This window comes from Terriglobia bacterium (genome assembly GCA_020073205.1).
In the GTDB taxonomy this organism is placed as follows: domain Bacteria; phylum Acidobacteriota; class Polarisedimenticolia; order Polarisedimenticolales; family JAIQFR01; genus JAIQFR01.
The window spans coordinates 1-26,265 of the sequence record JAIQFR010000060.1; the positions used below are offsets into that span (position 1 = coordinate 1).

General features: G+C 70.8%; 24 protein-coding genes. 14 read left to right on the plus strand and 10 right to left on the minus strand.

Annotated elements, in window-relative coordinates; genetic code table 11:
* Window positions 1-3,616 (minus strand): hypothetical protein (locus LAO51_12950; GenBank protein MBZ5639646.1); only part of this gene is annotated, 3,616 nt, incomplete at its 3' end.
* Window positions 3,617-3,896: 280 nt separating this feature from the next.
* On the opposite strand from LAO51_12950, the gene LAO51_12955 reads away from it, so the two are divergent.
* From LAO51_12955 to LAO51_12965, 3 genes are read left to right on the plus strand one after another with little or no spacing between them, the layout of a single operon-like run.
* Window positions 3,897-5,675 carry a hypothetical protein gene (locus LAO51_12955; GenBank protein ID MBZ5639647.1) on the plus strand — a complete coding sequence of 593 codons (1,779 nt, stop codon included), beginning with the start codon at window positions 3,897-3,899 and terminating at the stop codon, window positions 5,673-5,675.
* Between the two features lie 60 nt (window positions 5,676-5,735).
* On the plus strand, window positions 5,736-6,782 hold the full coding sequence (gene gmd / locus LAO51_12960; protein ID MBZ5639648.1) for a GDP-mannose 4,6-dehydratase: 1,047 nt from the start codon (window positions 5,736-5,738) through the stop codon (window positions 6,780-6,782).
* Entirely contained in the window at window positions 6,775-7,719 is a 945-nt protein-coding gene (locus LAO51_12965) for a GDP-L-fucose synthase (protein MBZ5639649.1), read from the plus strand. Before gmd ends, LAO51_12965 begins: the two co-directional genes overlap by 8 nt.
* Window positions 7,720-7,898: 179 nt before the next feature.
* Here the strand turns inward: LAO51_12965 and LAO51_12970 are convergent, their stop codons facing one another.
* A complete protein-coding gene (locus LAO51_12970) occupies window positions 7,899-8,420 on the minus strand; it encodes a carboxypeptidase-like regulatory domain-containing protein (protein MBZ5639650.1) in 522 nt (173 codons plus the stop codon).
* Window positions 8,421-8,542: 122 nt separating this feature from the next.
* Between LAO51_12970 and pyrE the strand changes: the two genes are divergently transcribed.
* Genes pyrE through LAO51_12985 form a run of 3 tightly spaced genes read left to right on the plus strand, consistent with a single transcriptional unit; the run spans window position 8,543 to window position 10,091 of the window.
* Window positions 8,543-9,100 (plus strand): orotate phosphoribosyltransferase, encoded by a 558-nt coding sequence (gene pyrE, locus LAO51_12975; GenBank protein MBZ5639651.1) that lies wholly within the window; start codon window positions 8,543-8,545, stop codon window positions 9,098-9,100.
* A complete protein-coding gene (locus tag LAO51_12980) occupies window positions 9,097-9,354 on the plus strand; it encodes a hypothetical protein (protein MBZ5639652.1) in 258 nt (85 codons plus the stop codon). Before pyrE ends, LAO51_12980 begins: the two co-directional genes overlap by 4 nt.
* On the plus strand, window positions 9,351-10,091 hold the full coding sequence (locus LAO51_12985) for a hydroxymethylpyrimidine/phosphomethylpyrimidine kinase (GenBank protein MBZ5639653.1): 741 nt from the start codon (window positions 9,351-9,353) through the stop codon (window positions 10,089-10,091). The genes LAO51_12980 and LAO51_12985 overlap by 4 nt, the downstream gene beginning before the upstream one ends.
* A 94-nt stretch (window positions 10,092-10,185) precedes the next feature.
* Here the strand turns inward: LAO51_12985 and LAO51_12990 are convergent, their stop codons facing one another.
* Window positions 10,186-10,695 (minus strand): tetratricopeptide repeat protein, encoded by a 510-nt coding sequence (locus LAO51_12990; protein MBZ5639654.1) that lies wholly within the window; start codon window positions 10,693-10,695, stop codon window positions 10,186-10,188.
* Between the two features lie 137 nt (window positions 10,696-10,832).
* Between LAO51_12990 and LAO51_12995 the strand changes: the two genes are divergently transcribed.
* The 5 genes from LAO51_12995 to LAO51_13015 all read left to right on the plus strand — a co-directional run bounded on the left by LAO51_12995 (window position 10,833) and on the right by LAO51_13015 (window position 15,349).
* Window positions 10,833-11,633 (plus strand): HEAT repeat domain-containing protein, encoded by an 801-nt coding sequence (locus tag LAO51_12995; GenBank protein ID MBZ5639655.1) that lies wholly within the window; start codon window positions 10,833-10,835, stop codon window positions 11,631-11,633.
* A gap of 126 nt (window positions 11,634-11,759) precedes the next feature.
* On the plus strand, window positions 11,760-12,230 hold the full coding sequence (locus tag LAO51_13000) for a hypothetical protein (GenBank protein MBZ5639656.1): 471 nt from the start codon (window positions 11,760-11,762) through the stop codon (window positions 12,228-12,230).
* Between the two features lie 24 nt (window positions 12,231-12,254).
* Complete coding sequence (gene rho, locus LAO51_13005) at window positions 12,255-13,499, plus strand: transcription termination factor Rho (protein MBZ5639657.1); 1,245 nt, start codon at window positions 12,255-12,257, stop codon at window positions 13,497-13,499.
* A gap of 54 nt (window positions 13,500-13,553) precedes the next feature.
* Window positions 13,554-14,186 carry a class I SAM-dependent methyltransferase gene (locus tag LAO51_13010; GenBank protein ID MBZ5639658.1) on the plus strand — a complete coding sequence of 211 codons (633 nt, stop codon included), beginning with the start codon at window positions 13,554-13,556 and terminating at the stop codon, window positions 14,184-14,186.
* 56 nt (window positions 14,187-14,242) lie between these two features.
* Window positions 14,243-15,349 carry an aminotransferase class I/II-fold pyridoxal phosphate-dependent enzyme gene (locus LAO51_13015; GenBank protein ID MBZ5639659.1) on the plus strand — a complete coding sequence of 369 codons (1,107 nt, stop codon included), beginning with the start codon at window positions 14,243-14,245 and terminating at the stop codon, window positions 15,347-15,349.
* A gap of 32 nt (window positions 15,350-15,381) precedes the next feature.
* Here LAO51_13015 and LAO51_13020 read toward each other — a convergent pair whose 3' ends face one another.
* Window positions 15,382-16,137, minus strand: coding sequence for a 3-oxoacyl-ACP reductase FabG (locus LAO51_13020; protein ID MBZ5639660.1), 756 nt, complete (start codon window positions 16,135-16,137; stop codon window positions 15,382-15,384).
* Window positions 16,134-17,246: a 23S rRNA (adenine(2503)-C(2))-methyltransferase RlmN gene (gene rlmN / locus LAO51_13025; protein MBZ5639661.1), complete on the minus strand. Its 1,113-nt coding sequence runs from the start codon at window positions 17,244-17,246 to the stop codon at window positions 16,134-16,136. The genes LAO51_13020 and rlmN overlap by 4 nt, the downstream gene beginning before the upstream one ends.
* Window positions 17,247-17,334: 88 nt before the next feature.
* On the opposite strand from rlmN, the gene LAO51_13030 reads away from it, so the two are divergent.
* The 3 genes from LAO51_13030 to LAO51_13040 all read left to right on the plus strand — a co-directional run bounded on the left by LAO51_13030 (window position 17,335) and on the right by LAO51_13040 (window position 20,367).
* Window positions 17,335-17,946, plus strand: coding sequence for a tetratricopeptide repeat protein (locus LAO51_13030; protein MBZ5639662.1), 612 nt, complete (start codon window positions 17,335-17,337; stop codon window positions 17,944-17,946).
* Window positions 17,943-18,209, plus strand: a complete 267-nt coding sequence (locus tag LAO51_13035) for a hypothetical protein (GenBank protein MBZ5639663.1) — start codon at window positions 17,943-17,945, stop codon at window positions 18,207-18,209. The genes LAO51_13030 and LAO51_13035 overlap by 4 nt, the downstream gene beginning before the upstream one ends.
* An 82-nt stretch (window positions 18,210-18,291) precedes the next feature.
* Window positions 18,292-20,367 (plus strand): tetratricopeptide repeat protein, encoded by a 2,076-nt coding sequence (locus tag LAO51_13040; GenBank protein ID MBZ5639664.1) that lies wholly within the window; start codon window positions 18,292-18,294, stop codon window positions 20,365-20,367.
* A gap of 10 nt (window positions 20,368-20,377) precedes the next feature.
* Here LAO51_13040 and purH read toward each other — a convergent pair whose 3' ends face one another.
* The 5 genes from purH to LAO51_13065 form a co-directional block, all read right to left on the minus strand.
* Complete coding sequence (gene purH, locus LAO51_13045) at window positions 20,378-21,952, minus strand: bifunctional phosphoribosylaminoimidazolecarboxamide formyltransferase/IMP cyclohydrolase (GenBank protein MBZ5639665.1); 1,575 nt, start codon at window positions 21,950-21,952, stop codon at window positions 20,378-20,380.
* Window positions 21,952-22,722 carry a hypothetical protein gene (locus tag LAO51_13050; GenBank protein MBZ5639666.1) on the minus strand — a complete coding sequence of 257 codons (771 nt, stop codon included), beginning with the start codon at window positions 22,720-22,722 and terminating at the stop codon, window positions 21,952-21,954. The genes purH and LAO51_13050 overlap by 1 nt, the downstream gene beginning before the upstream one ends.
* A 75-nt stretch (window positions 22,723-22,797) precedes the next feature.
* Window positions 22,798-23,787 (minus strand): tetratricopeptide repeat protein, encoded by a 990-nt coding sequence (locus LAO51_13055; protein ID MBZ5639667.1) that lies wholly within the window; start codon window positions 23,785-23,787, stop codon window positions 22,798-22,800.
* A 20-nt stretch (window positions 23,788-23,807) separates the two neighbouring features.
* Window positions 23,808-24,380, minus strand: coding sequence for a hypothetical protein (locus tag LAO51_13060; GenBank protein ID MBZ5639668.1), 573 nt, complete (start codon window positions 24,378-24,380; stop codon window positions 23,808-23,810).
* A gap of 1,034 nt (window positions 24,381-25,414) precedes the next feature.
* A partial coding sequence (locus tag LAO51_13065; protein MBZ5639669.1) for an IS66 family transposase occupies window positions 25,415-26,265 on the minus strand: 851 nt, incomplete at its 5' end.

Consider the following 26,265-nt stretch of genomic DNA (forward strand, 5'->3'; position numbering starts at 1 on the left):
GGTTGGAGCAAATCCCAGTGCCCGTGTCGCAGACGCCGGCTTCGTGGCACTGATCCAGAGCGGTGCAGACGACCGGGTTCGACCCGACGCAGACGCCGGTCTGGCAAGTGTCGGTCTGGGTGCACGCGTTCCCATCGTTGCAGGCCGAGTCGTTCGGCTTGGCGGGGTTGGAGCAGGTGCCCGTGCCGGTGTCGCAGACGCCGGCTTCGTGGCACTGATCGAGCGCGGTGCAAACCACGGGGTTCGAGCCGACGCAGACGCCGGTCTGGCAAGTGTCGGTCTGTGTGCACGCGTTCCCATCGTTGCAGGCCGTGTCATCGGGCGCGAGCGTGGGAGTCGAGCACAGTCCGGTCGTCGGTTCGCAGGTTCCCGGAAGATGGCACGTGTCCGGGGCCGTACAAGTGACCGTGAGGCACCGGCACGCATCGCCGACGCCGTTACCCACGGAGTCCTGCTGGCTCGGGTTGGAGACGGTCGGGCAATTGTCGCAGCCATCGTCGATCCCGTCGCCGTCGGTGTCGCTGCCCGAAGGGATGCCCGGGACGCAGCTGTCGTGCTCCACGCCGCCGACGCAGGAGGTCATCCCGGTGCGGGCGCAAGACCCCGCGCCGCAACTCGTCGCGACGGGGACGAACCCTTCGTCCGCGGTCCCGCTGCAGTTCTCGTCGATGCCGTTGCAGTTGGCGTCCGACGCCCCGGGATGCACCGCCGGATTCGAATCGTCGCAGTCCCCGCCCTGAGCGACGTACCCGACGGGCGCCCCGCACTCCTGCTGCGTCAGCGCGGAGTTCCCGTACCCGTCGTGGTCCACGTCCCGGTACCAGGTCTCAGGAACGCAATCGAGCTGGATCGCCGCCCATCCGAAATACGGGTAGAAGTTGGTGGCCGTGGGCAGCAGGTCGGCGTCCCGGACGTAGATGTCGAACGTGCCGTCGGTGACGTCGATCGTTCCCAGGTCGTACCATGCATGCGCCTCGTCGCCTCCCGCCCCACCCACGGTATCCACGTGGTACGCCTTCGGCGCGGCGGCCTCGAAGCCGTAGAAGTAGCGCATGTCGCGGCCTTCCCCGGCCGTGTACAGCTTCGCGTGGATGTGGTACGGGCCGGTCTGGATGCCGTCGGCGTAGAACCGCATCAGGGGCAGGTCGTGGTCCTCTTCGTTCACCCCCGCGAAGACCGTGGGATACGCGCGATCCGGCGACTTGAACTCGGTCCACTGGCCATCCGCGTCGTCCAGCGCGCCGGCGTCCGTCGTCGTGGGGAGCACCGGATCCTGGTGGTCGTCCTCCCAGCAGTCGATCGCGATCGTTCCGCCCTGGGGAGCCAGGACGTCGAACGCGTTGCTCGTCCCGCTCGCCGCCCCGTCGCTGGCCGTGACGGTCACCCCCGTGGTGGACGTCGCGATCGCCACGTTCCCGGCCCAGACTCCGCCCGTGAAGGCCCCCGTGACGGCCGGCGTCACCGTGCCGGTGGTGTCGGTCAGCTGCGCCGGTCCCGTGTAGCCCGCGTGGACCCGTCCGTCCTGGTCGTACGCCACGATCCGGATCCCGAAAGGCGTTCCCGCGTAGACCGCCCCCGAGATCGGGTCGAGGACGAAGTGATCGACGACGGGCGCGTACACCTCCGGCGAGGCGTAACCCGTCACGCCGCCGCAGGAGGCGGCGACGGCGTTCGTGAAAATACCCGGGGTCGTCCCCGCGGTAAAGAGCCCGCTCGCGTCGATCGTCCCGCCGTCGGTCGCCGACCACGAGTAGGCCAGGCCCGGGATCTCGTTGTTGCTCGCGTCGTAGCCCTGCGCCGCGAACTGCTGGGTCCCCCAGCCGGCGGGAACCCGGCCCGACGCCGGCGTGACCACGATGTGGTCCAGCGATCCGGTCAGCTGATGCGCGACCTGCACCGACCCCGAGAATTGGGGCACGTCGATCAGCGTCTCCGCGATCCCGCTCGCGTTGTCGACGAAGACGTAGAACTGGGTCGGGATGTCCGTCGTCCCCGTCAGGGTCGTCGCCAGATTCCGCGTCGCCGGATCGTAGCTGCTCGTCGAGATGCCCGAAGTCCGTGTCGCCCGGACGTACTGGCAGGCGTCGTCCATCGTCACGTAGCGCGGGTGGTCGGTCGCCAGATTGCTCGTGATCCCGCTCAGGATGCTCTGCCAGTTGTTCGAGGAGGTCGTCTGAATGTAGTAATCGTGGGTGAAGAGCGTGGCCAGGGCCATGCTGTCGAACGCTCGCTCGACCTGGTACGTTCCACGCTGGACGCTGTACGCGACGTCGTTGCTCGGAAGCCATTGGAGTCCGGTTTCGTCCCGGATCTCGGTGATGCAATTGAAGAAATCATTGGCAAACTCGGGATGCCCGGGGATGCTCAGATAGTCCGCGTACCAGACGGGGAGCGAGCCGTCGGAGATCCCGGTCTCGTACAACCGATAGGGGCCCAACTGGAGCCAGGGCGTACCCCAGTGCTGGCCGGGCACCATGTGCGTGCCGACGAACTCCACGCCCCAAGCCTGCAAGCCCGCGAATACGTTCGTCCCGAACTCGTAGGTTTGTGGGACGACGAACTTCGCGATGGGAATCTGGTGCGCCTGGTGCCACGCCGTGGCGTCGTCGAAGTACTGCGCGACGGTCGCATCGGGGAAATCCGCCTGGTTGACGTGGTCGTAGTAGAACATGTGGTCCACGCTGTACGAGTCGCGGGCATGAACGGAGGCCGTCGCCTGGCCCGCGTTGACCAGCGTCGAGATCGTCGCCGCGGTGGTGTCCGACACCTCCTTGTAGAACAACCCGAGCCAGGGCTTGAAGCCGAACTGGTTGGCGATCGGAACCCACCAGGGCGGGTCCGTCACGTCGTCGACCCGCATGGTCAGGAGGTGCGGCAGCCCCCGCATCACGAACGGCTTGCGCGCCGCCCAGACGAGCGAGCGCCAGACCAGGTCGTCCAGGCCGCCCAGCGGCCCCTTCACCGACGTCGACATCCAGGCGTAGCTCCCCCACTGCACCGCGCGACCCGAGCCGTGGGCGCGGACCGCCAGGAACGGCTGGCTCGCCGCCGTGACGTCGGCCAGGGAGCTCGCCGTCGGCGGCAGCACGACTCCCGCCAGCGTCATCGCGCCGGTGGAGATCACTTCCGCCACGCCGTGCCGCGCCGTGATGTAGTGCGACCCCGCGGCCGAGGTGAACGTGACGTCGTGGTTGACGGGGGGCGAGACATAGGTGAAGCCGAAGATGTCCTGCACGAACGGGTACCGGGGCGCGCTCCCGTTCGGCGAGAGATCGTTGTCGAAGTTGACCAGGCCGGTCCCGTTGCCGACCGCGGTGACGATGTAGGCCTGCTCGGTCGCATCCAGGTACGTGCTGTCGATGTCGAGCTGCTTGTGACCGATGATGATCAGGGCGTAGTCGCCGATCTCGGGGCCGACCGGGGTCGTGGCCACGTCGAGGACCGTGTACGGCACGCCGAAGTTGTCGAGGTACGGCCGGATGAAGTGCTGCGCGTCGGAGTAATTGGCGCTCGCCGAGTTGACTAGCAACACGGCGTCGGCGCGCTGCGCGGCCACGGCGGGCGAGAACAGGAGCACGAGCACGGGTAGGGCCCATGCCCAGCGTAGGTTCAACATGACAAGCTCCTTGGGTGAGTCCGTCCGAGGGCCAATCTCGCTCCTGGGAGGCGAGGGGTCAAGCCGCTGGACGGAGTCTCCCGGTCAGCTTACAAGAGTGGAAGCGCAATGTACATCAGAAGGGGGCTCGCCCGCCCGAGAGTCCAGGAATTCCGTGGTTTCCGGGACATGTGGCGCGTCGCTTACAATGGTCATTCGGGAGTCTCATTTCCGCATTTCGAGCGTGGCGCGCGCCCGCCGCGGCCTGTCCTCCGGGCGCCGCCTCGGCTAGTCTCTACGCGTGCAGCCGAGACGGATCGCGATCTTCGTCCTCGCCGGGCTGTGCCTGCCGGGCGCGGTCGCCCAGGACCGCCCCCGCAAGAAGCTCGTCGAGTACGGCTGGGACGTCCCGTTCCCGGACGAGGTGAGGGACAACGTCCGGAGGATGGAGGCGACGCCGTTCGACGGGATCCTGCTCCGGCTCCGGGAGTACCACGAAGCGTTCGACACGAGACGCTGGGACGAGGCACGTCTCGCGCCGCAGATCGAGACGCTGCGCGGGATCGAGTGGGGGCGGCTCACCGACAACTTCCTCGTGCTGAACGCCACCGACTCCTGGGGGATGGACTGGTTCGACGACGCGCAGTGGGAGGCGATCGGCGAGAACCTCAGGCTCGAGGCGCGCGCCGCCAGGGCCGGACGCTGCGTCGGGGTCGCGTTCGACCCGGAGCCGTACGGGCCGAATCCCTGGGCCTTCCCCGGCCCCTACCGGGACCGGCCGTTCGAGCAGGTGGCCGCCCTGGTCAGGAAGCGCGGCGGACAGTTCCTCTCCTCGCTCCAGCAGGAGATGCCCGGCCTGCGCCTGCTGACGCTGTTCCAGCTCGGGATCTTCTCCGACCTCGCGGACGAGCCGGACGGCTCGGCGCGGGCCGCCGAGCTTTCGGGGAAGACCTACGCGCTCCTCCCGGCCTTCGTGGACGGGATGCTCGACGCGGCGGCGGCCGGAACGAGGATCGTCGACGGGAACGAGCCGTCCTACTACTACGGCGGCCGGGAGGACTACCTCGGGGCGTATCACCTGATCAAGGAGCGAGCGCGGAGCCTCGTGGCCCCCGAGCTTCGCGCCCGCTACGCCGCCCGGGTGGAGGTCGGGATGGCGGTCTACGTCGACTACCTCCTCGCGCGGTGGAGCCCGGAGAGCGACTACCCGAGCCGGTACGCGTCCCCCGCGGACCGGCTCCTCTGGCTCGAGCACGACGTGTACTGGGCGCTCTCGACGTCGGACGAGTACGCGTGGTGCTACGGCGAGCGGATGAACTGGTGGAAGGGGGACGTCCCCGATGGGGTCGAGCGGGCGATCCGATCGGCGCGAGAGAAGCTCCTCGAGGGGAGGCCGCTCGGGTTCCGGATCGAGGACGTCGTGTCGCGCGCGAGGGACGTCATGAACGCGAACGTCGCGGCGCGCCTCGTGACCGGCGCCGCGACGGTCGCGCGTCTCGCCCCGCGGGAGAAGCCGCCGCGCCTCGACGGCGCGCTGAGCGATCGCGCGTGGACCTCCGCCCGGAAGCTCGAGCCGTTCCGGATCCGGGCGAAGGCCGCGAAGGAGAGGCCGGAGGCCGCGACGACCGCCTGGGTGGCTTACGACGACCGAGCGCTCTACCTCGCGTTCGCCTGCGACGTGCCGGATTCGGCGCAGGCCGACGCGGCGCTCCGCGGGGCGGGCGATCCCGACGAGATCGAGATCTTCCTGGGCGCCGGAGGCGTCTCCCGCGAGTGCCGGGTCCTCGCCGTCGGTCCCGGCAACGTGACGCGCGACGCCACGCTCGGCGGGGGCGTCCCGGGGCCCCGGCCTCGCCCGACCGCTCCCGACTGGCGCAGCGCGGTCCGGATCGGCGAGCGGGGGTGGACCGCGGAGATCGCGATCCCCTGGGGGGCGATCGGCGGGCTCCCGGAGCGGGGCTCGACGCGCCGCGCGAACCTCTGCCGCCGCCGCGCCGGAGCCCGCGAGCTGTCCTGCTGGTCCGCGGTCCTGGACGACCCCGCGGCGGAGCCGGAGCGGTGGGGCGCGTGGCGGTTCTGACGCGCCCTCCCGCCGTATGTTGTAGTCTTACCTTCCGGAGCCTCCAGGAGAGCCCACGCGATGAAGAAAGCGCTGATCACGGGGATCACGGGCCAGGACGGGTCGTACCTCACCGAGCTCCTGCTCGCGAAGGGGTACGAGGTGCACGGCATCATCCGGCGGGCGAGCACGTTCAACACCGACCGGATCGATCACATCTACCGCGACCCGCACGACGCCGGAACCCGACTCTTCCTGCACTACGGCGACCTGTCGGACGGGACCGGCCTCAGGCGGGTCCTCGAGAAGGTCCAGCCGGAGGAGGTGTACAACCTGGGGGCGCAGTCCCACGTCAAGGTCAGCTTCGAGGCGCCGCTGTACACGGGGGACGTCGTCGGGCTCGGGACGCTCCGTCTCCTCGAGGCCCTGCGCGACCACATGGGAGGGAACGGCCGGCAGGTCCGGATCTACCAGGCGGGCTCGTCGGAGATGTTCGGCGCCGCCCCTCCGCCGCAGAGCGAGAGGACTCCCTTCTATCCGCGCAGCCCGTACGCGGTCAGCAAGGTGGCCGGGCACTGGTACGGCGTCAACTACCGGGAGGCGTACGGGATGTTCGTCGCCAACGGCATCCTGTTCAACCACGAGTCGCCGCGGCGCGGCGAGACGTTCGTCACCCGCAAGATCACCCGCGCTCTCGGGCGGATCAAGATGGGGCTCCAGGGAAAGCTGTACCTCGGCAACCTCGACGCGAGGCGCGACTGGGGATTCGCCGGGGACTACGTCGACGCGATGTGGCGGATGCTCCAGCAGGACCGGCCGGACGACTACGTGGTGGCCACCGGGGAGGCGCACTCGGTCAGGGAGTACTTCGAGGAGGCGTGCGCCTGCCTCGGCCTCCCGCCCGAGGGGCTGGTCGAGGTGGATCCACGCTACTTCCGGCCGACCGAGGTGGACCACCTGCTCGGGGATCCGGGGAAGGCGCTGGAGAAGCTGGGCTGGGCGCCGAAGGTGGGCTTCAAGGAGCTGGTCCGGATGATGGCCGAGCACGATCTCGAGCTGGCCCGCCAGGAGAAGACCCTCAAGGACGCCGGCCACCGATTCGTGGCGAGGGGCGAGCGCGGTGAATGAGGCGGCGAGGATCTACGTCGCGGGACACACGGGACTCGTGGGCTCCGCCATCGTGCGGCGGCTCCGCGGCGCCGGGTACCGCGACGTCGTCACCCGGGAGCTCGACGAGCTGGACCTGACGCGGCAGGAGCCGAGCGAGCGGTTCTTCGCGGAGGTCCGTCCGGAGTACGTGTTCCTCGCGGCCGCGCGGGTCGGCGGAATCCTGGCGAACGACAGCTACCCGGCGGATTTCATCCGGGACAACCTCCTGATCCAGACCCACGTCATCGACGCCGCGTGGCGCAGCGGCGCGTCGAAGCTCCTGTTCCTCGGCTCTTCGTGCATCTACCCCAAGCTCGCGCCCCAGCCCCTTCGGGAGGACGCGCTGCTCACCGGGCCGCTCGAGCCCACCAACGACGCCTACGCGCTCGCGAAGATCGCCGGGATCAAGATGTGCCAGTCCTACCGGCGCCAGCACGGCTTCCGGTCGATCTGCCTGATGCCGACGAACCTCTACGGCCCCGGCGACAACTTCCACCCGGAGCACTCGCACGTGCTCCCGGCGCTGATCCGGAAGTTCCACGCGGCGAAGGTCGCCGATGCGCCGAGCGTGGCCGTCTGGGGGACGGGAACGCCGCGGAGGGAGTTCCTCCACGTGGACGACCTCGCCGACGCCGCGCTGTTCCTGATGGACCGTTACGACGGCTCCGAGATCGTCAACGTCGGGTGCGGGACGGACCAGACCATCGCCGATCTGGCGGCGACGGTCCGCGACGTCGTGGGCTACCGCGGCGAGATCGTGTACGACGCGTCGAGGCCGGACGGCACTCCCCGGAAGCTGCTCGACGTGTCGAGGCTCGCAGCGCTCGGCTGGCGGCCGCACATCCCGCTGCGCGAGGGGCTCGAATCGACCTACCGCTGGTACGTGGAGCACGTCGCGAGCATCGCGCCGGCGTAAAGCGTAAGAAAGAAAAAGAAACCCGGGGCGGCCGGGACGACACCGGCGGGCCCGAGTTTCAGGACCTCCTCAGAAGGAAGTCACCTGATAAATACTCCGAGAGGATCGCGAGGTCAAGCGGAAAAATGACCGCGGTCACGCGAGGGATCGGGCGCGCGCGGCCCCTTCGTCGTCGCGATTCACGGAGCCGACGGGCTCGTCGGCGTCTCGCTCGTCGCGTTGCCGACGATCACCCCGATGATCACCGCCGCGCCCACCACGATCAGCGTCGCGGCGAGCGGGTTGTTCCAGACCTTCGAGAGCGACCTCTTCTGCGGCGGCTTGCTCTTTTCGCCGCCTTGCGCCGGCGGGGAGGAGACCGCGAGCTGAACCGATCGGCGCTCGCCCGGCGCGAGGGGCAGCGGCGAGCTCACGACGTAGAGGCCGCCGGCCGACTCGACCGCGAGATCGTACGCCGCCGGCGCGAGGCCGCCGACCGCGAACGCGCCGTCCGCCCCGGTCGCCTCGGAGATGACGATCCTCCCGGTCCTCTTGTCCCCGACGTGCACGCGGGCGCCGGCGACGGGCGCTCGGGAAGCGGCGGCGACGACCGTTCCGGCCAGCGTCGCGGGAGCGCCCCCGGCGAACGCCGGGGCGAGCGCGAGCTGGAGTGCGACGACGAGCGCCGCGGCGATCCAACGGGTGACCGTGCTGTTGCGCATCCGGGCGAGACCTCCGTGACCCCTCTCGTAATATGGGTGACGCGAGAGCGATCGGTCAAGCGGGGTGCTGTTCGCGCGTCGGCGGGCTGCTATAGTTCTCGAATCCCAGGGGAGACGGACGCATGGCGAGCGAGCGCGAGCGACTGAAAGAACTCCTCAAGAAGCACTCCCTCCTGTTCGGCGACTTCACGCTGGCCTCCGGCCGGAAGAGCCGCTACTACTTCGACTCGAAGAAGACCACCCTGCTTCCGGAGGGGGCGTACCTCGCCGCGCGGGAGATCCTGAGAACGCTGAGGGAGCACGGAATCCACGCCGACGCCATCGGGGGGCTCACCCTCGGCGCCGACCCGATCGTCTGCCCCGTCGCCGCGCTGAGCTTCGTCGAGGGACCGGAGATGCGGGCGTTCATCGTGCGCAAGGAGGCGAAGGACCACGGCACCGGGCGCCGCATCGAGGGAGACGTGCCCGCGGGCTCGAGGGTCGTGATCGTGGACGACGTGGTCACCACCGCGGGCTCGACGCTCAGGGCGATCGAGGCGGCTCAGGAGGCCGGTCTCACGGTCGTCGCGGTGGTCTGCCTCGTCGATCGCGAGGAGGGCGGCACCGAGAAGCTCTCGTCCTGGCCGTTCTACCCGCTGTTCCGCCGGTCGGAGATCTTCGAAGGCCCGGAGGGCGCTTGACCGATCGGATCCGGCCGGCGCTCGGGGTCTACGTGTTCGGCGTGCTGGGGGTGTTCCTCGCCGCGGCGCCGTGGACCGCGTTCTGGGACGAGGCGACGTACGTCCTGCTCCCGGCGTGGGGGGCTTGCGTGAGGAGCGGGTGGGTCCGCGGCGCGGTGAGCGGTCTGGGGCTCGTGGACCTGGCCGTGGCGGCGAGGGAGGCGGCGGCGCTCTGGCGGTCGCTACGGAGCGGAGGCGCGGGGGAGGGGCCTTGAGCGTCGATCCGGTCGTCCTCACGGTCCACGCCGTGGACACGCTCGGGGAGGAGGGGGTGACCGCGGACGCGGCCGCTCTCACCGAGCTGCACTGCCGCCCGGTGCAAGTCGTGACGTCGATTCTGGTCGCGTCGCAGGAGCGCGTCGGCGCGCTCGAGGGGCTGTCGCTGTCGCTCGTCGCGGAGCAGTTCGAGTCCCTGGCGGAGAGAGCGCGGCCCAGGGCGGCGCGCATCGGGATCCTGCGCGACGCGCTCCAGGTGGAGCTGGTCGCGACGCTCCTCAGGGAGTGCGGCGTCGCGTCGGTCGTCGTCGCCCCCATCGTCCGCATCGGCGGCGCGAGGATCCTCGACGACGCGACGATCGAGGCGATGCGACGCCTCCTGTTCCCTCTGGCCGCCGTGGTCCTGGTTCGGGCGGGCGATCTCCCCGTGATGGCGGGGGAGCGGGGGCGCGAACTCGAGGGGATCAAGCGCGGAGCGGCGGCGCTCCGCGCTCAGGGCGCGAGGGCGGCGCTGGTGGCGGGTGCCGCCTGGGGCGATCGCGTGCTCGACGTCCTCGACGACGGAGGACCCGTCGCGGTGTTCGATGCATCGCGGATCCTCGCCCCGCGGGTGGCGGGCGCCGGCGGGGTGCACGCCGCCGCGCTCGCAGGGTACCTGGCACGGGGTGAGTCGCTGAGGCGCGCCGTGGATGCGTCTCAGCGTTACGTCGCGCTCCGGCTCCAGCGTGCCCGCTGAGAGGAAAGAAAACGGGCGGCCTATCGACCGCCCGGGAGCCGCCGGTTCGCGACGGCTCGAAACGAGGGGAGGAGGGACCAGCTTCGCTGCACGGTCAGGAGGGAGTGACCGTGCGGCGGGGAGGCGGCTTGAGCGGGATCCGGCTCAGCGTCGCTCGCCGCAGCTTGCCGAGCCAGCGGTTCATCGCATGAGACCTTCGAAGGAACGGGAGGGGGGGCGTGCCGCGGCGATCGACCTCGGCCAAGGCGGCGCGAAGACGCCCGTGCTCGGGCGCGAGCCTGAGCCCGCGCTCGAACGCCATCAGGGCGCGCGTCGTCTTCCCCGCCAGGAGGTAGACCTGCCCGAGGTTGAGAAGGAGGTCGGGGTTGCAGAAATCGAGCTTCGCGGCGCGCTCGCACGTCTGGACCGCCTCCGCGGTCGCGCCGTTCGCCCTCGCCAACGCGAGCCCGTAGAACGACACGTACCGCATCTGCGGACGGGACACGCTGCGCTGGCGCTCGATGACGATCGCCTGCCTGAACTGCTCCACCGCCTCGGCCGGGTTTCCTTCGGAGAGGGCGGCGAGCCCTTTTCTGAAGTGAATTTCGGAGGAGAGAATAGGCATGGTCTGGTGTCCTCGTATTTTGTTTGTCGATGCATGAGATACGGTGTGGCAAGTTTCGACGCAACAAAGATTTTGCATATGGATTGATTTCGAAAATGTCGATATTCATCACGACATCAGCTAGTATGTTCTCGACCTTGAACAGTCGAAGGGTTATTGGGATCGTCGGCCTCACGCTTCTCGCCGCCGCGTGCCGCGGTCGGGTCGACCGGCGCGTCGCGCGGGTCCTCGACTGGGAGCGCGAGCCGACCGCCTCGAACGTGGCGAGGATCGAGGAGAGCCTCGCCGACGAGGACGGGTCGGTTCGCGCGAGCGCCCTCGCGGCATTGGTGAGGCTCGGAGTTCCCGGTACCAGTGAGCGCGCTCGCCCGGCGCTCGGCGATCCGGACCCCGCCGTTCGCGCCGCGGCGGCGGAGTGCCTACTCGATCTCCGGGCCACCGAGGCCGTGCCCGACCTCGTCCGGGTCGCGGTCACGGATCCCGACTGGCGCTCGAGACGGGTGGCCGTCCAGGCCGTCGGAGAGCTCGGAACCGACGACAGCGCTCGTGCCGTTCTTCCCGCGCTCGGCGATCCCGCATCCCAGGTCCGGCTCGCTGCGGTCCAGGCCATCGCGCGCCTCGGCCCCGCCGGCGCGCTCGAAGCGCTCGCCCGGCTCGCCGGGGAGGACGCGTCGTGGGCGGTCCGCGCCGCCGCGGTGGATGCCATCGGGCGCGCGGCGGTGGGCGAGGCGTACGCGCCGCTCGACGCGGCCTCGCGGGATCCGAACGAGTTCGTCCGTGCGGCCGCCGCCTCCGCGCTGCGCGAGTTGCGGCGCCGCGGGGTTCCGCAGCCGGAGGAGGCGACGCCGCGGGACGCTTCGAAGGTTCCGGGGTCCGCCCCGGTCTCGAGGCCGCCGGCGGCGAGGCCGACCGGGCCGGGCGCTGGCGGGCCGGGGTGAGCGAACAGCCGGGCCGCCTCCGCGGATCGGTGTATACTCCCCCTCCGATTCGACCCGAGGGCGGGGCAAAGGCATGCGGCCCGTCCGGAACCGGCCCGCGAGAGAGAGCGTGGCGCTTCCACATCGATGAGACTCGCGACGACGCGGGAGGGCGGCTTCCGGATCGAACCGGGTGGCGGCGCGGCGGCGTTGGCCGTGAGCGCGGCCGGCGACGGGTGGGAGGTTTCGCAGGGGCCTTCGGGGGCTCGCTGGCTCCTCGAGCGGGATCGCTCCTATCCGGGCGGCTTCGTGTTGAGCGACCGCCGGGGCGGCGCATCGAGCCGCACGACGCGGGAAGCCGACGGCGACGGCGCGCCGAGCAACCTGCTGGCGCCCGATGGCCGCCTGTTCCTGATCCGGCGGCGGGGAGCGGATGCCGCGCGATTCGAGTTGTCGGGATGGGAAGTCCCCGGGGCTTACCTCGTGGCGCGTCCCGAAGGGGACGGATTCGACATCTCGCTCACCGACGCCGGGCTGAAGCTCGACGTCGCCGTGGAGGTCCTGATCCTGTTCGCCGCCGAGATCCTCGACGCGATCGCGGCGGACGCCCGCGGCTGACCGGAAAGCAGGAGACTCGACGACATGCTCCATGGACAGGGAGGCCCCGGTCCCGGCCCACGCCGCCGCTCGCGCCGGCGCGGACGCCATCAAGGAGGAGGACCTCCGGCCGCTCCCCCGCAGCACGGGCGGCTCCCCGCGGGTCCTCCCCCCGGGAACCCGAGTCTCGAGGTGGCGGGGGTTCTGCACGTCGTCGCCGCCGGGCACGGCTTCCTGCGATCGCCGCAGTCGGACTACGACCCGCAGCCAGGCGACCCGCTGGTCCCGCGCGACGTCGTCGCCCGGCTGGGCCTCGAGACCGGGGTCGAGATGGCCGGGCTCGCGGTCCCTCCCGCCCGACCCGGGCAGCCTCCTTGGTTGGGCGAGGTGAGGACGATTCACGGCGGGGAGCCCGAGGGCTGGGGGCAGAGGACGCCGTTCCGGAGCCTGGTCGCGGAGGATCCCACGCAGCGGATCCGTCTCGAGTGCGACCCGGCGGACCTCTCGATGCGCGTCGTGGACCTCGTCACCCCGATCGGGAAGGGGCAGCGATGCCTGATCGTCGCTCCCCCCAAGGCGGGCAAGACCGTCCTGCTCCAGAAGATGGCCCACTCGATCAGCACGAACCATCCCGAGATCCACCTGATCGTGCTCCTCGTGGACGAGCGACCCGAGGAGGTCACGGACATGCGGCGGTCGGTGCGGGGCGAGGTGATCGCGTCGTCGTCGGACGAGCTGGCGAAGAACCACCTCGAGGTCGCGGAGATCGCGATCGAGCGCGCGAAGCGGCTCGTCGAGGCGGGCGGGGACGCGGTGGTGCTGCTCGACTCGATCACCCGCCTCTCGCGGGCGTACAACACGGAGCAGCGGAGCTCCGGGCGGGTGCTCTCCGGCGGCGTCGACGCGCGCACCATGGAGAAGCCCCGGAAGTTCTTCGGGGCGGCTCGGAAGGTCGTGGGGGGTGGGTCCCTCACCGTGATCGGGACCGCGCTGGTGGACACGGGCTCGCGCATGGACGAGGTGATCTTCCAGGAGTTCAAGGGGACCGGGAACATGGAGATCGTGATGGACCGTGGGCTGTTCGAGCGCAGGATCTTCCCGGCCATCGACATCTCGAAGAGCGGAACGCGGAAGGAGGAGAAGCTGTTCACCGCCGAGGAGCTGCCGAGGGTCACGCTCCTGAGGCGGGCCCTCGCGTCGCTCAAGGCCGCGGAGGCGATGCAGCTCCTGACCGACCGGCTGTCGCGCTACCCGACCAATGCCGAGTTCCTGGCGAACCTCCTGAGCTGACCTCGCCGTGGTCGGAGGGCGCGCACGGGACTAGATTCTAGGCGGGGAGGCCGCATGCGCTGGGGACCCGAGGACTGGGACGCCTTCACCGTCCTGAGCGCGGGGAGCGAGGGCGACCCTCCGCCCGCGGAGGCGTCGCTCGTCGGACTCCTCAGCGGGGTGCCCGGACGCCGGCTCATGACCGTCGCGGACCTCGGCTGCGGATCGGGGCGGCTCCTGCCGTTCCTGGCCCGCCAGTTCGGCAAGGTGATCGCGGTGGACTACGCCCCGGCGAGCCTCGCCCTGGCGCGAAGGGTGTGTGTGGGCAAGGCCGTCACCTTCCGCCGGCGGGACCTCCGGGACCTCGCTCCGTTCCGCAACTCCATCGACGTCGCGGTGGCGATCCGCTCCATCGCCGGGCCTCGGCCCGAGGACGTCGACCGCATCCTGGCGGAGATCCACCGGGCGCTGGTCGAGGGCGGGCTGCTCGCCGCGATCGTGTCCGCGTCACCGAGGGGACGGCAGCGGACCCCGCTCAGGCTCGCAGGGGAGCCGTCCGGCCCCGAGATCCTCTCGTTCCACGAGGTGGAGCTTCAGTACCGGCTGCGCCGCGCCGGCTTCCGTGGGGTGAGGATCCGCCGGTTCGACGAGGGTCGCGGCGCCCCGGCGGCCCTGCTGTGCACCGGCGCGCGCCGGGCGGACAACTGAGCGTGCTCGACGTCAGCCTCAAGGCGCGCCGCTTCACCGAGTCGGTCATTCGCGAGATGACGAGGCTCTGTGGGATCCACGACGCGATCAACCTCGCCCAGGGATTCCCCGACTTCCCGGCCCCCGCCGAGGTCAAGGAGGCCGCCCGGCGCGCCATCGCGGAGGACGTGAACCAATACGCGATCACCTGGGGCGCCCCCTCGCTGCGCGCGGCCGTCGCCGAGAAGTACGGCCGCCGCTACGGCATGGCCATCGACCCGGGCCGGGAGATCACCGTCACCTGCGGCTCCACCGAGGCGATGATCGCGTCGATCCTCGCGGTGCTCGATCCGGGGGACGAGCTGGTGGTGTTCGAGCCGTTCTACGAGAACTACGGTCCCGACGCGATCCTGGCGGGGGCGGTGCCGCGATTCGTGGGGATGAAGCCGCCGGACTTCGGCTTCGACCCCGACGAGCTGGCGGCGGCATTCAACGAGAGGACGCGCGGGATCGTCCTGAACTCGCCGAACAACCCCACCGGCAAGGTGTTCTCGCGCGACGAGCTCACCGCGATCGCCGATCTTTGCCGGAAGTGGGACGTCGTGGCGTTCAGCGACGAGATCTACGAGCACATCCTGTACGACGGCGCGGAGCACGTCCCGATCGCGACGCTTCCCGGCATGGCGGACCGCACGGTCACGATCAGCGCCCTCTCGAAGACCTATTCGGTGACCGGGTGGAGGGTCGGCTGGGCCGTCGCCTGTCCGGCGCTCACCGCCGGCATCCGCAAGGTGCACGACTTCCTCACCGTGGGCGCTCCGGCGCCGCTCCAGGAGGCGGGGGCCGTGGCGCTGTCCCTGCCGGACGACTACTACCGCGAGCTGGCGGCGGCCTACCGCTCCCGGCGGGACCTCCTGGTCGCGGGGCTCGAGGACGTCGGATTCGAGTGCTCGGTCCCCCGCGGGGCCTACTACGTCCTCGCGGACGCGAGGGGGCTCGGAGTCACGGACGACGCGGCGTTCGCGCGGCGGCTGGCCGAGGAGATCCGCGTCGGGTGCGTCCCGGGGTCGTCGTTCTACTCCGAGCCCGAGCGTGGGAGGAGCATCGTGCGGTTCTCGTTCTGCAAGCGGGAAGAGACGCTCCGCGAGGCGCTCCGCCGCCTCGAGGAAGGCCTGGCGAACTAGCTCGTTCGGCGCGCGATCCTCGGACCGGCCGGCTAGCCCACCAGCACGGCGCCGCCGTTGACGTTCAGGACCTCGCCGGTCACGAACGACGCGAGGTCCGAGGCGAGGAACGCCACGGCGCCGGCGATCTCCTCCGGTCGGGCCACGCGCCCGAGGGGGATCGAGCCGAGGATCGCCTCCCGCTCGGCGCCGAGGAGCGACTCCCGGGTCAGGTCGGTGGCGACCCAGCCCGGCGCGACGCAGTTGACCGTGATCCCGTGCGGCGCCAGCTCCACCGCCAGCGACTTCGTGAACGAGATCACCCCCCCCTTGCTCGCCGCGTAATGCGAGTGGAACGCCTCTCCCCGCTGGCCCGCGGTGCTCGAGACGTTGACGATTCGCCCCCAGCGCGCCTTCTTCATGAAGGGGACCGCGGCGCGAGTGCAGAAGAACGTCCCGGTCAGGTTGATCGAGAGCGTCTCCGCCCACTCGGAGTCGGTCATCTCGTCGACCGGGGAGCCCTTCCAGATCCCGGCGTTGTTCACCAGGATGTCGATGCCGCCCAGGCGGTGGACGGTCTCGTCCACGAGCATCTCGGCGTCTTCGGGGCGCGAGACGTCGGCCGCGAGGGCGAACGCCTCCCCGCCGGCGCCCTCGATCTCGTCGACGGTGAGCTCGGCCGACGGCGACTCGACCCGGTAGTTCACGCAGACCTTCGCGCCGGCGCGGGCGAGGGCGAGGCAGCAGGCGCGGCCGATCCCGCGCGAGCCTCCGGTGACGAGGGCGGACTTTCCGTCGAGGTCGATCACGGCTGCCTCCTGGGGGACGGGGCGGGGGCGCGCGCCCCGACCGCCGCGCCCTGCGGCCGATCGGGGAGCAGCGCGAGCTGGCCGCAAGCCGCCCGCGCCTCCGCCCCGCGGCTCCACCTGATGCTGACGGGGACGCCCAGCGCGAGGAGCCGGTCGCGGATCGTCTCGACGCGCGGCTTCGGGGGAGGGAGGTACTCGAGCCAGCCCGGGACCGGATTGAACGGGATCAGATTGAGCTTCGCTCGGTGGCCCCGCACGATCCGCGCGAGGCGATTCACGTCCTCCTCGGTGTCGTTGACGCCGCGGAGCAGGACGTACTCGAACGAGAAGCGGTCGCCGGTGGCGCGCGTGAAGGAACGGCAGGCCTCGAGGAGCCGCGCCAGCGGGTACTTCCGGTTCACCGGCATGAGCCGGTCGCGCACCGCGTCGGTCGTCGCGTTGAGGGAGACGGCGAGTCGGGGACGCGCGGTCTCCGCGGCGAGCCGCTCGATGCCCGGCACCAGGCCGGAGGTCGACACGGTCACGCGGCGGTGCGAGAGGCCGAATCCCAGGGGGTCGGTCAGGAGCCTGAATGCCGCCATGACGTGATCGTAATTGTGCATCGGCTCGCCCATCCCCATGAACACCACGTTGAACGGGGCTCCGCCGAGGCCGCGGTCCTCCTGGATCAGCGCCACCTGGCCCGCGATCTCTCCCGCGTCGAGGTGGCGGGCGAGACCCATCTTCCCGGTGAGGCAGAAGTCACAGTCGAGGGCGCAACCGACCTGGCTGGAGAGGCAGAGCGTCGCCCGGCCGCGCTGCGACATGTGCACCGCCTCCACCTCTCCCCCGTCGGCCAAGGCGATCCGGTACTTGACCGTGCCGTCCCTCGCCTCGGCCCGACCCGCGATCGATCCGGGGTCGATCCGGGAGGTCTCGGCGAGCCGCGACCTGAGCCTTCGCGGGAGGTCCGTCCACTTCGCCGGGTCGAATCGGCGGAAGCGATAGAGCCAACGGTGGATCTGTCCCGCGTGGTACGGCTCGGCGTCGTGCCCGCCGAGCAGCGCGACCAGCGCCTCCAGCTCGAGGCCGTAGAGGTTGGGTAAGGAAGGGGCGCCGGACCGGGCCATCGCGGCGAGTCTACCCGAGTTCCGCCGTCCTTGACAGCCTCGGAGCCCGGCGCTACGGTGACTCGACGCCACGCTCGAGGTGCAACAGGTGAATAGGGAGAAGTGGGCGTACCTGGCCGGCGGCGTCCTGCTCGGCGCGCTGATCGGATACGGGGTCTTCGATTTCACGAAGCACCCGTCGGCCAGCGTTTCCCTCGAACGCTTCGTTGCCGCACCGCCCTCGGAGGGCGCGGCATCCACCACCGGCGCTCCGGCCGCGAGCCCGGCCCCGTCGGCGGCGGAGGTCGCCGACCTGGAGCGCGTGCTCCACGCGGACCCCAGGAACCTGGGGGCGCTGAAGCGCCTCGGCAACCTGATGTACGACTCGGGACGGTGGACGGAGTCGCTCGACTATTACCGGCGGGCGATCGACCTCGAGCCGCAGGACGCGAACGTCCTCACCGACGCCGGGATCTGCCTCCGGCAGCTCAAGCGGCCCGACGATGCGCTCGATTACTTCCGCCGTGCGCAAGCGGCGGATCCGACGCACTGGCAGTCGCTGTACAACGCGGCCGTGGTCGCCGGGTTCGATCTCGGCCGGTTCGACACCGCCGACGAGGCGCTACGGAAGCTCGAGAAGGTCAATCCCGGAGCGCCTGGCCTCGACAGGCTCCGCCAGGACCTGGCGCACGCGAAGTCCGGGCGGGGAGCGGCCTCGTGATCCGGCGCCTCGTCGTTCTGCTCCTCGCCGTCTTCGGCGCGTGGTGGCTGATTCGGCGCCTCGCCGGGGGCCTCGCCGCCGCGGGCTCCGGATCGCGCCACGCCGTCCCCCGCTTCGAGGGCGCGATGGTCCGGGATCGGATCTGCCAGACGTTCCTGCCGAAGTCCCGGGCCCTCACCGTGCGTCAGGGCGCGGAGGAGCTGTTCTTCTGCTCTGAAGCCTGCCGGGCCGCTTTCCTGGCGCGCCGGCGGACCGCCCGCTGACCGGCGCCGCGGACTGGCCGATCCCGTTCCGGAACCTATATTTGCCCCGCCGGCCGAGGTGCGTGCCGGGACGGGGTCGCCCATGGATCGTCAGCAGATCGCCCAGCTCCACGAAAAGGCCTCCGAGCACTACCTGCGCGGCGAGTTCCGCGACGCGCTCGAGGCGTGGCAGTCGCTCCTCGCCATCGATCCCGGCGACGAGCAGGCGATGGAAGGGGTCCGGCTCGCGGCGATGCTCGTCGAGACGCGCGAGCCCCAGGCGCCGCAACCGCCCCCGCCCGTCCTCTCGCGAATCGCTCCCGCGGACCTGAGGCGCCGGCTGGACGAGGTGGACGCGCGTATCGAGGCCGGCGATCTCCGGGGCGCCGTGGATTCGGCGGAGAAGCTCGCGGCCCAGGCGCCGTCCGAGTCCGCGGTCACCGAAGCGGTGGCGCGCGCGCGCCGCGCGCTCGAGACCGAGCCTTTCGTCCTGGAACACCTGGCGCGGGCCAAGGCCGGGGTGGCGGCGGGGCGGCTCGGTGAAGCGGCCGCCGCCTGCCGCAAGGTCCTCTCGGTGGATGCCCACCACCTCGAAGCGGCGAACCTGCTGCGCCAATGCGAGAACGCCTCGCGGGACGGCGACCCTCTCGACGGAGATCTGAAGGTCCTCGACGCGCTCTCGACCCGTCTCGACGGCGCGAAGCGGGCGGCCGACGCTCCCGCCCCTTCCGGGCCGGTGGGCGACCCTCCGGCTCGAGCGAACGCGGCCGGCGCAAAGCCGCATGCGGCGGCGACCGCCGGGCCGGCGCCCGCGCCGGCGACGGCGGGCGCGCAAGAGGCCAAGGTGATCGAGCCGCCGCCGGCCCCGGCCGCGCCGAGCGCCGCAGCGGAGGAGTTGAAGCGCCGCGTCGAGGATCTCCTGGAAGAAGCGAAGCGCGAGGTGACCGCCGAACGGATCGACGAGGCCCTCGGCATCCTGTCCCGCGTGTTCATCCTCGACGAGCAGAACGAGCAGGCGCTGACCCTGGAGCAGGAACTCCGCACCGCCCAGGGGAACTCGAGCCGCGACGTCGAGAACTGGCTGGCGGAAGCGGTCCAGGATTTCGAGGCGGGCAGGCTCGAGGAGGCGCGCTCGCTCCTCCAGAAGGTCCTTCAGAGATACCCGAGTCATCTCGAGGCCGTGGACTACCTCGAGAGGATCGACGCCGCCCAGGCGGCGCAGGAGCGGGGGCCGGCGCCTTCGAAAGGCTCCGAGGCGTTCCAGGGCGAGGACCTGCTCGCCGCCGGGTCCCGGCTCGAGGCCGCGGACGTCGGCGCGCCCCAGGGGCCGCGGACGATGACCGGGGACTCGAACGCGGCCTCGATCCCCCTTCAGCTCGCGAGCGGGGCCGCGAGCGGCGGTGCGTTGGCGCGGGAGGAAGCGGGGATCGGTGACGAGGTCTCGGCCCCGCCTCTCGCCTTGGCGCCCCCGCGGTCCTCGCTCCCCTGGCCGATCGTCGCGGGCCTGGCCGTCGTCGTGGCCGCAGCCACGATCGGGGCGGCCGCGTGGAAGCTCCCGACCCTGCTCCACGGCAAGTCGGCGCCTCCCGCGGCGGGGGCCCGTCCCGAGGCTTCCGCGCGGCCGGTGCCGTCGCGGCGGGAGATCACGTCGTCGCCGAAGCTTCCGGTCGTCCCCACGTCGAAGAGCGTTTCCGAGGCGATGGCCCGCGGGAAATCGGCGATGGAGGCCGGCGACTTCGCGACGGCCGTCGTCGCGTACAACGACGCCTTGGCGCTCGATCCCGGGCTGGACGAGGCCCGGGCCGGCCTGAGCCAGGCGGGCGAGCGGTACAAGGCCCAGAAGGCGGAGCGCGATCAGATCGACCGCGCGAAGGCGGCGTTCGACGAGGGCGAGTTCACGCCGGCGCTGAAGATCCTGTACCGTCTTCCCCAGGGCCGTTACGCCGCCGAGATCGAGCACTACAAAGCCAACGCGTGGTACAACCTCGGCCTCGTGTCCCTCCGGGCAGGCAATTGCAAGGAGGCGCAGGAGAGCTTCGACGAAACGCTCCAGATCAATCCGGGCGACCCCGCCGTGCGCCGGGCGAAGGAGCTGGCCCGGAGATACCAGGGTCTCGAGAAGGACCGCGCGTTCTACGACGTCGCGGAGTCGATCCCGTTCCGGAAGGTGAACGAGTAGGCGTCCGCCCCTAGTGCCGGAAGTGGCGCCGGCCGGTGAACACCATCGCCATCCCGTGCTCGTCGGCCGCCGCGATCACCTCGGGGTCGCGGATCGAGCCGCCGGGCTGGATCGCGGCGGTCACGCCCGCCCGGGCGGCGACGTCGAGACCGTCGCGGAAGGGGAAGAAGGCGTCGGACGCCACGACCGCTCCCCGCACCGTCGCGCTCGCCTTCTCGATCCCGAGCCGGGCCGAGTCCACCCGGCTCATCTGGCCCGCGCCGATCCCCACCGTCCGGTCCGCGAGGGCGTACACGATGGCGTTCGACTTGACGCTCCTCACCACGGTCCAGGCGAAATCGAGCGCCCTCCACTCCTGATCGCTCGGCGCTCGGCGAGTCACGACCTTGGCCTCGGCGACGGGATCGGGATCGTCGTCCCAGTCCTGCACGAGGAGGCCGCCGTTCACGCGGCGCAGGTCGAATCCCGAGCGGGCGTACCCGGAGAGGCTTCCGCACTGGAGGAGCCTCAGCCCCTTCTTCCGCCCGAGCACCTCCCTGGCGCCTTCCTCGAACGCCGGCGCGATCACCCCCTCGTAGAACGCCTCGGCGATCGCCTCCGCGGCCGCGCGGTCGACCGGCGCGTTGAACGCGATGACGCCGCCGAAGGCGCTGGCCCGATCGCACTCGAGGGCCTTGCCGAACGCCTCGGCGCCATCCCGTCCCAGGGCGGCTCCGCACGGATTGCCGTGCTTGATGATCGCGCACGCCTCGCCACGAAACGCCGCCGCCAGGGTGAGCGCGCCGTCGAAATCCAGGAGGTTGTTGAACGAGAGCGGCTTCCCCTGGAGCTGGACGGCGCGACTCACCGACGGGCCGGTCGCCAGGGGGTCCCGGTAGAACGCGGCCCGCTGGTGCGGGTTCTCGCCGTAAACCAGATCGAGCGACTTGAAGAACCCGAGGTCGAGCCTCTCGGGGAACCCCGCGCCGGCCACCGAGGGGAGCTCGCCCCGCGGTCCGATCCGGCTCAGGTAAGCGGAGACCGCGGCGTCGTAGGCGCACGTGTGGCGGAACGCCTTGACCGCGAGCGTGAGGCGGCTCTCGGAGGAGAGGCCGCCGCTCTCCCGGATCTCCTCGATCACCGCCCCGTAGTCCGCCGGGTCCACCACGACACCCACGTGAGCGTAGTTCTTGGCCGCGGCGCGGACCATCGTGGGCCCGCCGACGTCGATCATCTCCACCGCCTCGGCGAGCTCGATCCCTTCCATCGACGCGGTCTTCTCGAACGGGTAGAGGTTGGCCACGACCAGGTCGATCGGGTCGATCCCCGCGCGCTTCAGGTCCTCCATGTGCCTGGCGTCGGACCGGATCGCGAGAATGCCCGCGTGGATCCGCGGGTGAAGCGTCTTGACCCTGCCGTCCAGCATCTCGGGGAATCCGGTCCGGTCGGAGACCCGCACCACGCGCACGCCGTTCTCCTTGAGCAGCCGCGAGGTCCCGCCGGTGGAGAGGATCTCGACGCCGGCGGCATCGAGATCGCGGCAGAAGGGGACGATGCCTTCCTTGTCGAAGGCGCTGACCAGCGCTCGGCGAATCGGTTCGACCATCACGGCTTCCTTTCTTCGCGATCCCCGCCGTCATGCGGCGCCTCGCCCTTCCCGCGGTACGGAACGCGCCCGAGGTCGCCGTGGGCCACGCGCCACGCTGCGAGCCACGCCCTGGCGATGTCGGTCACGGTCTGCGAGTACGAGAGGGAGGCGACGGCGAAGGGGACGGAGCGGTCGTCGAAGGCCGCCGGGTCCGGCGGGTTCCCGGCGGCGGCGTAGGCGCGCTCGAGGTTCGGGAATTCCCTCCGCGCCCGCTCGAGAACGCGGCGGGAGAACGCCGCGAAGTCGCCGCGCGCGAGATCGTCGTCGTCCCATCCGTAGAACACCAGCGGAATCCTGGGGCGGCGCGACTCGCAGAAGGCCGCGAAGTCGGCGTAACGCGCGACGCCCGCCGCGCCCGCGGCGCCCGGGGGAAACCCGGCGTCGGCGACGAAGTGGGCGAGGGCGCCGAAGGACCTGGCGACCTCGTCGAATCCCGCAGCCGATTCCACCGATTTCACGAGCGCCGCGGCCCGCACGGCGACCTCCGCGTCGAGCGATCCTCCGTGCGACGGCGGCCGGTGGGTGGCCCCGTCTTCCCCGGACATCGGCTCGAGCATGCCCCGGAGCAGCGGGTCCCGGTGATGCTCGAGGGCGAGCCTGAGCGAGGCGGGCATCAGACGAATCGCCTCGTCGGCCATCTGAGCGCGGGTGCGAGGCGTCCACGCCGCCGCGGGGGCGGCCGCGAGCGCGAAGAGGACCGCGAGCGAGACGGGTCGGAGGAGCGCCATGAGGGCGCGAGTCTAACAGATCGGAACGGGATCGAGACCCGTCACGGTGCCGGCCGCCGCGCGAGCCGGGATCGGCTACTTCTTCGGGGTCTCTTTGTCGTCCGCCGGTCCCGCGGCGCGGCGCCGGGGGCTCGGAGGAGGGGACGGCTTCTGCGGGGACGGCGCGGGGCGCGCGGCCGCCGGCGCGGGCGCGGGAGCGACCGGCTGGGCTGCAGGGGGGCTCGCCGGAGCGGGACGAGGCGGCTGCGACAGGCCGGAGGTGACCGGAAGGAGCGGGAGTCCCATCGAGCCGGACTGACCCGCGTAGTTCAGGAGCTTCACCACGAGCATCCGGTCGTTGCTCACGACCTGGGGGTTGAATTTCGGGTCCCCCATCCTGGGGTCGAGGATCAGGGCGCGGCTGTACTCGTCCACCGCGGCGTCGTAGTCGCCCTGGCTCTCGTACACCGTGCCGAGGTCGTAGTGCGCGTACGCGTTGTTGGGGTCGATCGATATCGCGCGCTTGTAGGCGGCACGCGCCGCCGACGTCCGCTCGGCCGCGCGGTGCAGGGTGCCGAGGTTCACCCAGAGCGTCGCGTTCTTGGAGTCGAGACGAAGAGCCGACCGCTGGTACTGGACGGCGTCGTCGTAGTAACCGTGGCGGCCGAGGAACACCGAGAAGTCGTTCAGGTCCCCAGCCGTCGCGCCGCCCCGGTCCACGAGGTCGAGGTAGCTCTTGGCGACAGGGTCGACCGCGATGGGACTCTTCCTGAGGCGCGCTCCGATCTTGACCAGATCGCGCGGCGCGGCCGACCTGACCTCCTCATCGGCCTTCTTGGTCTCTCGCGGCGATTCCGCCGCCGGGGCCTCGGTGTCCTTGTGGCGCGGCCTCAGCCGCTGCCAGAACGAGGCCTTCGCGATCGGCTTCTCCACCGGCGCCTCGGACGACGGCTGGGCAGGCTGGGACGGCTGAGCGGGCTGAGCGGGCTGCTGCGGCGGATCGGCGGCGAGCGCGATCCCCGCGGAGAGGACGGCGACGACGAGCAGCCACAGCATCGACCCAACGCCCGGGCTGCGGTGCCTCATGGGGACCTCGTCGCCCCGGATCAACGGCCGGGGCGTGCTTTCAGGAGAACCTTACCCTCATGAAGCACGAGGCGCAACTCGACCTCGCCGCAGCCCGACGTCTCGCGGAGCCGCTCCGCCTGGGCCGAGACGCCACGGAGGAACGACTCGAATCGGATGTCGTGGCCGTTGCAGCCGGCCTTCCGGCGCGCGTCGAGGTAGCGTGCGTGGAGGAGCTTGAGGACCTCCTGCTCTCCGATCGCGTCGTGGATGCGGCACCTCGCGAGGAGACGCTCCGACGCCGCGACCGGCCGGTCGAGGAGCTGGGGGGCCGACCGATCGCCCTCCTCCATTCCCTTGAGGGTCTTGGCCCAAAGCTCGGAGAGGCTGTTGTAGCGCGCGGCCAGAGAGTTGAAGTGGAAGCGGTGGGCGTATTTCCGGAGGGGAGCGGTGGTATAGCGTTTGATCAGCCGCTCGAGCTCGGAGCGCAGCTCCAGCGGCTGTTTCGGGATCGCCCCGGCGAAGAACATGTCGTACTGCACCTTGAGCTGGCGCAGTCCAGCCTCGAGCCGCTCGATATCCGCTTCGATCCCCACGTTCGGTCGATCCGGCACGGGCGGTATCTCCGTATAATCGCCCACGGGACGGACGATTCGCGGCCAGGGCAACCCGCGAAAAAATATAGGTTTGGGTGGAGGACGATGCAAACAAAGCGTGTCAGGTCGGTCCCTCCGACGAAAGGCCGTGTCCCGGACCTGCGCGGGCTGCCCGCGGTCGGGAAGATACTCCCCAGCGCCCCGTTCCAGAGGCTGTCGCGCGACATCGGGCCCGCTCTCGTCGCGGACCTGCTCCGGGAGGAGATCGAGCGGCTCCGGGTGGCGGCGCGCGGCGGGAGGCTCTCCGCGGAGGCCCTCGTCGAGGCGGGAGCGCCAGGAGAGCTCGCCCGGGCGGTCGGCGATCGTGCCCGCCGGCTCCTCGCCCCCTCGCCGAGGACCGTGATCAACGCGACCGGGGTCGTCGCCCACACCAACCTGGGGCGGTCGATCCTGTCCGAGTCCGCGGCCGCGCGCGTCGCCACGGCGGCCGCCGCCTACATGGACCTCGAGTTCGAACTGGATCGTGGAGCCCGGGGAAGCCGCCTCTCGCACCTCGACCCGCTGCTCGCCCGCCTCTTCCCGGGGCGCGCGTCGACGGCCGTCAACAACAACGCGGCGGCGATTCTCCTGGCGCTGCGCGCGCTGGCGCGAGGCAAGGAGGTGGTGATCTCGAGGGGCGAGCTGGTGGAGATCGGCGGCTCGTTCCGGGTCCCCGACATCCTGGCTGCGTCGGGGGCGACGCTCCGCGAGGTGGGCACCACGAACCGGACGCGCGCCGCCGACTACGAGGCCGCCGTCGGGGCTCGTACCGGGATGATCCTGAAGGTGCACACCAGCAACTTCAAGATCGTCGGGTTCACCGAGGAGGCGTCGCTCGAGGATCTCGCGGCCGTGGCCGGAAAGGCGGGGATTCCCCTGGTGGTGGACTGGGGGAGCGGGGATCTGGTGGACCTCGCGCCGCTGGGCATCGTCGACGAGATCCCGGTAAGGGCGATCCTCGACCGAGGGGCGGACCTGGTCACGTTCAGCGGCGACAAGCTCCTGGGCGGGCCTCAGGCGGGGATCGCGGTCGGCCGCGAAGACCTGATCGCCAGGATGAAGCGCGATCCTCTGGCCCGGGCGATCCGGCTCGACCGGCTCCAGGTCGCGGCGCTCAACGAGACGCTCGCGTCGTACGTGAGGGGACGGGCCTTCGAGGCCGCCTTGGCGAGTTCGGACTTCTTGGACACCCGCGCCAGGGTCTGGCGCAACCACTCACGCAACGATTCGAGCAGCGGTCCGGCGCGCGCTTGGCGGGCTTGTGCTCGCTCATTAGGCGGGCGGCCCCGGATCTCGGCTTCGATCGCGTAGAGAGCACCGATTCTGTCCAGCGCCTCGGCGTCGACCGGCGATTGGTTTGCCTGATGCAGTTCGTAGAAGGCGCGCCGCGCGTGCGCCCAGCAGGCGGCCTCCTGGATGCGCTCGCCATAGAGGTGGCCGTAACCTGAGAACGCGTCGGCTTGGAGAATGCCCGTGAAGGGTTTCAGATGCTCCTTCGGGTGCTCGCCGCGCCGATCGGGCGAATAGCGAAACAGCACCGCCGGGAACTCTTCGCTGCCTGCCGGCCGGTCATCGCGCACGTAGGTCCACAGCCGCCCGGTCTTGGTCTGGCCACGCCCCGGCTCGAGCACCGGCACCGGGGTGTCATCGGCGTGGAGCTTGCCCGCCCCCATGACGTAGCGGGCGAGCGCTTCGAGAAGTGGATTGAACAGATCGAAACAGGCGTGCACCCATTCGGCCATGGTCGAGCGTTCCAACTGCACCCCTTCGCGGGCACCGATCTGCGACTGACGGTAGAGCGGCAGGTGATCGCAGTATTTGGCAACGAGAATGTGGGCGAGCAGCCCGGGACCGGCGTAACTAC